Source organism: Deltaproteobacteria bacterium (assembly GCA_019308905.1).
Classification (GTDB): Bacteria; Desulfobacterota; BSN033; order WVXP01; family WVXP01; genus JAFDHF01.
This window is the reverse complement of sequence record JAFDHF010000109.1, coordinates 1-6,114: the sequence shown is the minus strand read 5'-3', so window position 1 is coordinate 6,114 and position 6,114 is coordinate 1. Positions and strand designations below refer to the sequence as shown.

Here is a 6,114-nt window from a genome sequence, read left to right as displayed (position 1 = left end):
GTGATCCTTTTTTCTTCGTCACTGATGATCATGCTCTTCCGTTCAGCGCCCATCAGGACCTTGTCCTTGGCATATTCAAAATCGACCATTTCCACCCTGTCTTTGCCGCGTCTGACCGCAATAAGGGCTGCTTCATTCGCCATATTTTCGATATCCGCACCAGTAAAACCCGGAGTCCCCCGAGCCAGAACCGTAATGTCCACATCATCTGCCACCAATTTTTCCTGAAGATGAACCTTCAGAATACCCTCCCGACCCTTGAGGTCTGGAATCGGAATCACCACCTGGCGATCAAATCGGCCAGGCCTCAGCAGCGCGCGATCCAGTATGTCCGGCCTGTTGGTCGCGGAGATGAGTATGACGCCTTCGTTGGACTCGAAGCCGTCCATTTCAACGAGAAGCTGATTCAGCGTTTGTTCACGCTCATCATGCCCACCGCCTAAGCCCGCGCCTCGGTGTCGCCCAACAGCATCGATTTCATCGATAAATATGATACAGGGAGCTTGTTTTTTGCCTTCCACAAATAGGTCTCTGACCCTTGATGCGCCGACGCCCACAAACACCTCCACAAAGTCCGACCCGCTTATGCTAAAAAATGGAACATCCGCCTCACCCGCAATGGCCCTTGCCAGAAGCGTCTTCCCTGTACCGGGCGACCCTACTAAAAGCACACCTTTTGGAATCCTCCCACCAAGGCTTGTAAACTTTTTCGGATCCCTTAAAAATTCTACAATTTCTGCCAGATCCTCCTTTGCCTCCTCAATACCTGCCACATCTTCAAAGGTGACTTTCTCCTGAGAACCGCTCATAAGCCTGGCCCGGCTTTTTCCAAAGGATAGTACATTTCCACCCCCTGCCTGCATTTGTCGCATAAAAAATATCCATACCCCAATCAATAACAGCATGGGAACCCAGGACAGAAACACTCGGACCCATGTGGTATCTTCCTCAGGTTTTGCAGATATTTTGACCTCTTTGCTCCTGAGCAGCTTAATCAGTTCAGGATCTTTTGGGGCAAATGTTTTAAAAGCCCCTTCTGTGGCCACACCCGATATGTTGTTTCCCTGAATGGTAACCTCCATGACATTCCTGCTCTCTACCATGCTCAGAAAGTCACTGTAACTAACCAGGGCATTGCTCGTGTTTGGCTGCTTAGGTACCCGGAATAGCATGGCAATCATAAGGCTGATCATGAACCAGACAACAAGGTTTTTATAAAATGGATGCAATGTAATAACCTCAATTATTAAGTTCATGTAGTAATTCAAGGATTTTCACGTTGAAGATTAGCTCTGTGGATTCTGAGAGTGGCTGCTCCCATCAAAGGTAAAAATCACCGTTTTTCCATCGACAATCGACTCCAGATGCACAGGGCGATCCCAAAGGTAAAGAATGTGCTCCATGGTCTTTTCGCGATACTCCTGATCCAACGCAATCCCTTCGTAAGCATGTTTTAAGTAAAGCTCCCTTTTCCCTTTGTAATCCCCGTCTTCCACCATGATCAAAGGGATGTCAAAGGTGCTCAGATGGGACACCAAGAGGCTCTTGATCCGCTGCCAGTCCTGTTCGCTGATCACGTATTTTATCTCATTTGCCTCTCTGCGCCCCTCGTAGAGATATAGCTCCAGCTCATCAACCAACTTTTCCCATAAAAAATGTTCGATAAAGAACCGGTCGGTGTAACTCCTCCTTACTTCGAAAATTTTTTCCCTTCCCTGTCCAAGTTCAAGGTCCCACGCTTCCTTTTCCTTAGGATTCTCACACATTTCCCACTCCCTTCCGAACCGGCCCTTGTTCCATCGGTCCTCGATGTCTTCGAAGATTCTTAAACCCACCAGATAGGGATTGATCGTGCGGGGACTTGTGGCCAGCACCCGGGCATTATAGAGGTTATAGTAACCATGCTCTTCCTCTTTGAGGAGCCGTTCCCTGAACAGGCGGTCCATGATCTTCATGTGCCAGAAAGTGGCCCACCCCTCGTTTATAATCTTGGTTCGCCTTTGGGGTGTGAAGTAGCGCGATTGATCCCGAATGACTGACAGGATGTCTTTCTCCCACTCTTTTAAGGGTTTGGGAGAATGGTTTATGATGTAAAGCAAGACATCGCACTCAGGCTCCGGAGGTGTTTTCCTGTTGTACTCTTCAGCAGAGAGTCGTTCTACTTTCTTTCTGGAGATCAGGTCATCGTATGGACCTGCGACCTCGGCTTTCCTCGAGTGCGTTGAGAGCCTCTCATGCTTTTGCTCTTCGTTTTCTTCTTTGATAAAGAAATCAGGATCGATGTTGAGCTCGATGCTCAGCCCTGTGTCCATCAGCCGCTCGACCTCCTCCAGACCGAAGCGCTTTTCGTATCTCTGAAAACGAATCGCAGCCTCTGAGGCCGCCGGAAGGATATCTCTTCGGGTGGGCTTGAAATGAAAGTTGTTTTTCATAAAGTCGTTGTGAGCGTAAACATGGGCCATGACCATCACCTGGACAGGGAAGGGATTGGTATTCATCAAATAGGCCCGGGAGGGATTGGAGTTGAGGACCAACTCGTACGGAATGCCGAATCCATGCTCATACTTGGTCTTTTCCCTCTCATAATCCCGGCCGAAAGACCAGTGGGAGAAGTTGACGGGAAAGCGGTAGCCCAAAACCTCTAACATCTTCTGGGCCGGGATGGCGTCAAACTCCTGCGGAAAGAAATCGAGGCCAAACTCCCTGGCTATCTCCTGGATTCTCTCATCAAATTCACTGAGGCGCTTCAGTTCTGGATCCATGGTCATCTCTCAAAATGGTCTGTCTTTTTTCAAGAACTCCTTGAGCGCGAGGTAGACATGGGATTTGTCCTTCAATACGGCCCCCACAAAAGGAGTGGACTCGTCGGTTCCGAAGAAGATCTCGAAGTCACTGTAGAATCTCTCGAATTCACTGTGGTAGAAATCCCGTTTTTTAATATGTAATTCTTTTGCAAAGGTCTGCATGAGACGAGAGGTAGTGTATAGATCCGCGCGGATTTCCCCATAACCAAGCATATTGATGCCCAATTGCATGAGTTTCCTGGCAGATGCCACGGTTTTCAAGGGTTCGAAGTCCTCTCCATCTGAAAAATGGAATGGATAGATGTTCCAACGGCTCGGGCTATATTCGGTCTCCACCAGGTGGATCGCAAGGTCATAGGCCGAGTGGCAAAAGGTCCCTCCGCTTTCCCCTTTGTGAAAGAACTCGTGCTCATCCACCAGTTTGGCCTCGGTGGTGTGGGCAATGAAGCGGATCTGTACACGGTTGTATATCTGCCTCAAGAATTCGACAAGCCAGAAGAAAAAGGATCGGGCCAGATACTTTTTCATGGTCCCCATGCTTCCTGATACATCCATCATGGCGAGGACCACTGCATTGGACTGATATTCCACATCTCTCTCAAGGGTTCGATATCTCAGATCCTCACTGAAAAGAGTGATGAAATCATCGGCTTCCTCCTCGAGATTCCTCTCCTGGAGCATCTTTTCGGCACGGACCAAATCTCCGCGGGCCATTGCGAGGGCCCTTCTGCAGGCCTCTTCCGAGTGGCCGGTCTTTTTCATCAATTCTCCCACAAAGGCAGCCGTGCGCTTGACGGCCTCTTTGAGGGTCCGCTTTTTGTCCAGATGGGCGATGATCCCCGTTTTCTCGATGCTGTCGTACTTCCATCCCTTGGGGATGGCTGTCTCGCTGAAGGCCTTCTTCTTTAGATTCGGAAGCCCGAGATCCTCCAGCATCATATCGATCAGTTCTTCGATATCGATTTCCGTCTCAAGAAAATCCACACCGGGCAGATCGCCGGGTTTTCCGGGATGACCGTGGGTGGGCTGGCGGCCAATGACGTCTCCTTTATCTCCCTTTCCCTGCCCCACACCGGTGCCCCCTGAGCGGTCACGCCTAAAAACGAACCGGTAGCTCTTGAGTCCACGGATGGGGACCTTCACTATTTGTCCCTTCTTGCGGGTAATGATGGAGGCGTCGCTGATAATATCGGCGATGTTTTTCTGGATGGACTCTCGGATCTTCTCCCGATGACGCGCTGCGTCCTTGAGTCCCCTCTGGGAAAGCCACCAATCCTGCTTCTTAACGGCCATTATTCCTCTTTTCTGAGGAGGTCGCCAACGAACTGAAGCAGACTCTCCGCACAAACAGGGCAATAACCCTTTTGCTGGAGGGCCTCCAGCGCATCCTGACGCCTCTTCATGGTCTTGGGATCTCTTCTTGTCTTGTCCGCGATTGTGAGTGAGACCACATTCTTGAGATCTCCTATCAGCTTTCGCTCGATGGCCTCCTGTAGTGGGGTATAGGTATTAAAGCTGAACTCCCTGCCCCGGTCTATCGCATCACTCTTGAAGACAAAGATCCCCTGGCGGAACTCCTTTTTAGTGTTCTCTGAAACGCCTATCATCTCTTCAATGCTACGCATAAGCTTCTCATCAGGCTCCTGCTCTTCACTAGTGATGGGATCCCTAATCTTTTTTTTCTGGCAGAAGGCCGTGGCGTTTTTCATGTAGTTGTCGAAAAGCGCCTCAGCCTGATCCTCATAGGCAAACAGGAACGCACGGTTGACTTCCTTTTTGGCGAGTTCTTTGAATTCACTCAGAACACTGTCTTTTTCTCCAATGAGGAGGTTTTGATATGTTGTTCTCTCCTCCTCGGTGAACCCGATGTGATGCTCGAAATTGGCCCTGAGAGCGCGAATGGTATCCAGCGGGTTGACGCAACCGGCAGACTCCTTTTCTCCAAGGGCCACATTGAGGGCGTTCACCACAAAGCGCGGGCTGATGCCCGACATGCCCTCTGCATTTTTTTTACCCTCCACGCGCAGTTGAACAAGATCTACCTGATCCTTCTCCTTTTCAGCCACAGGATCTCCGTTGTAGTACTTCATCTTCTTTACGACGTTCGGACAAAGCTGACTCTCTGTTAACCTGGTCAGTATCGCAAATTGAGCGGCCACATTAAGGACATAAGGGGCCAAGTGCATCTCGTGGAACTCGCTTCGCTCGATCAGCTTCTTATAGATCTTCTCCTCTCCTTTGACCTTGAGATTGTAAGGGACGAAAATCGGATACATTCTGTCATGAAGCGCCTCGTTTTCCTTGACGGACTTGAACTTGTCGAACTCCGTTTGGTTGGTGTGGGACAGAATGACCTCATCCACATAGATCTGAGGGAAGCCAGGGGCCTTGAGGACCTGCTCCTGGGCCACGGTAATGAGGATATAGTGGAACTTGATATCGCATTTGAGGATTTCAACGTACTCCACAAGTCCCCGGTTGGCAATTTCCAATTCCCCGTCGAGGCTGTAAGCCCTTGGGTCGGTCTCACCGTACCGGGTGATTTTCGAGAGGTCTACCCGCCCTATCAGCTCAGAGATATCCTGGTTCTTAGGGTCTGACGGCTGAAATGTTCCGATGCCGCAACGTGCCATTTCACTCAATTTGATGTGCACAACAGGGAATTCTTCCCATAGCACGTTTCCGTGCTCGTCTCGATACCGGTCGTTTTCAAGAAGATTGAAACGACACAAGGGGCAGAGGTCACCCTCAATCTTGACACCGACGATCTCCTCCCACTTGTGTCTCTGGCTCGTGGGAACCAGATGAAGGGGTTCCTCGTGTATGGGACAGCCCTTTATGGCATAGATAGGCGTGGGGTCCTGCTCCACACCGCGCTTGAGCATGGTGGCTATGGTGGATTTTCCACTGGAGACCGGACCCACCAGTATGAGAATCCGTTTGCCTGTTTCAGTCCTCCGGGCACCGGCCTTGAAGAGCTTCATAATGTCGTAAAGGGATTCCTCTAGACCGAATAGCTCATTATTGAAGAAATTGTAGCTCACCATATCCTCATAGTCGGGAAGCTTGATCATATCTTGGATGGGTTCGGTCCCCTTATGCATGATCATATTATAGACCCTGCCCGGCGCGAGCTGAGCTATACTCGGATGCTCTTTGACAAGCCTCATATAGTCCAGACAGGTTCCCTCCCACTGGATCTCCCTTTCTTCCTTTCTGGATTCCTCAATGAGTTTTCGGAAATTGTCCTTAGACATACCTTCCACCCCCCTTTATTCTATTGTTTACGAGAGCTTCCCTTCGCCCCCTA

The 6,114-nt window shown here is 50.0% G+C and carries 4 protein-coding genes; all 4 read right to left on the bottom strand.

What is annotated here, in order from left to right:
• A partial coding sequence (gene ftsH / locus JRJ26_19920; protein MBW2059758.1) for an ATP-dependent zinc metalloprotease FtsH occupies nt 1-1,193 on the bottom strand: 1,193 nt, incomplete at its 3' end.
• Nucleotides 1,194-1,286: 93 nt separating this feature from the next.
• A complete protein-coding gene (locus JRJ26_19915) occupies nt 1,287-2,762 on the bottom strand; it encodes a SpoVR family protein (GenBank protein ID MBW2059757.1) in 1,476 nt (491 codons plus the stop codon).
• Nucleotides 2,763-2,771: 9 nt separating this feature from the next.
• On the bottom strand, nt 2,772-4,097 hold the full coding sequence (locus JRJ26_19910; protein MBW2059756.1) for a DUF444 family protein: 1,326 nt from the start codon (nt 4,095-4,097) through the stop codon (nt 2,772-2,774).
• Complete coding sequence (locus JRJ26_19905; GenBank protein MBW2059755.1) at nt 4,097-6,061, bottom strand: protein prkA; 1,965 nt, start codon at nt 6,059-6,061, stop codon at nt 4,097-4,099. The genes JRJ26_19910 and JRJ26_19905 overlap by 1 nt, the downstream gene beginning before the upstream one ends.
• Nucleotides 6,062-6,114: the final 53 nt, after the last annotated feature.

Excerpts from the sequence above, each read along its gene's own strand:
- JRJ26_19915 (MBW2059757.1), bottom strand. The coding sequence starts at position 2,762 with ATGGATCCAGAACTGAAGCGCCTCAGTGAATTTGATGAGAGAATCCAG.
- JRJ26_19910 (MBW2059756.1), bottom strand. The coding sequence starts at position 4,097 with ATGGCCGTTAAGAAGCAGGATTGGTGGCTTTCCCAGAGGGGACTCAAG.
- JRJ26_19905 (MBW2059755.1), bottom strand. The coding sequence starts at position 6,061 with ATGTCTAAGGACAATTTCCGAAAACTCATTGAGGAATCCAGAAAGGAA.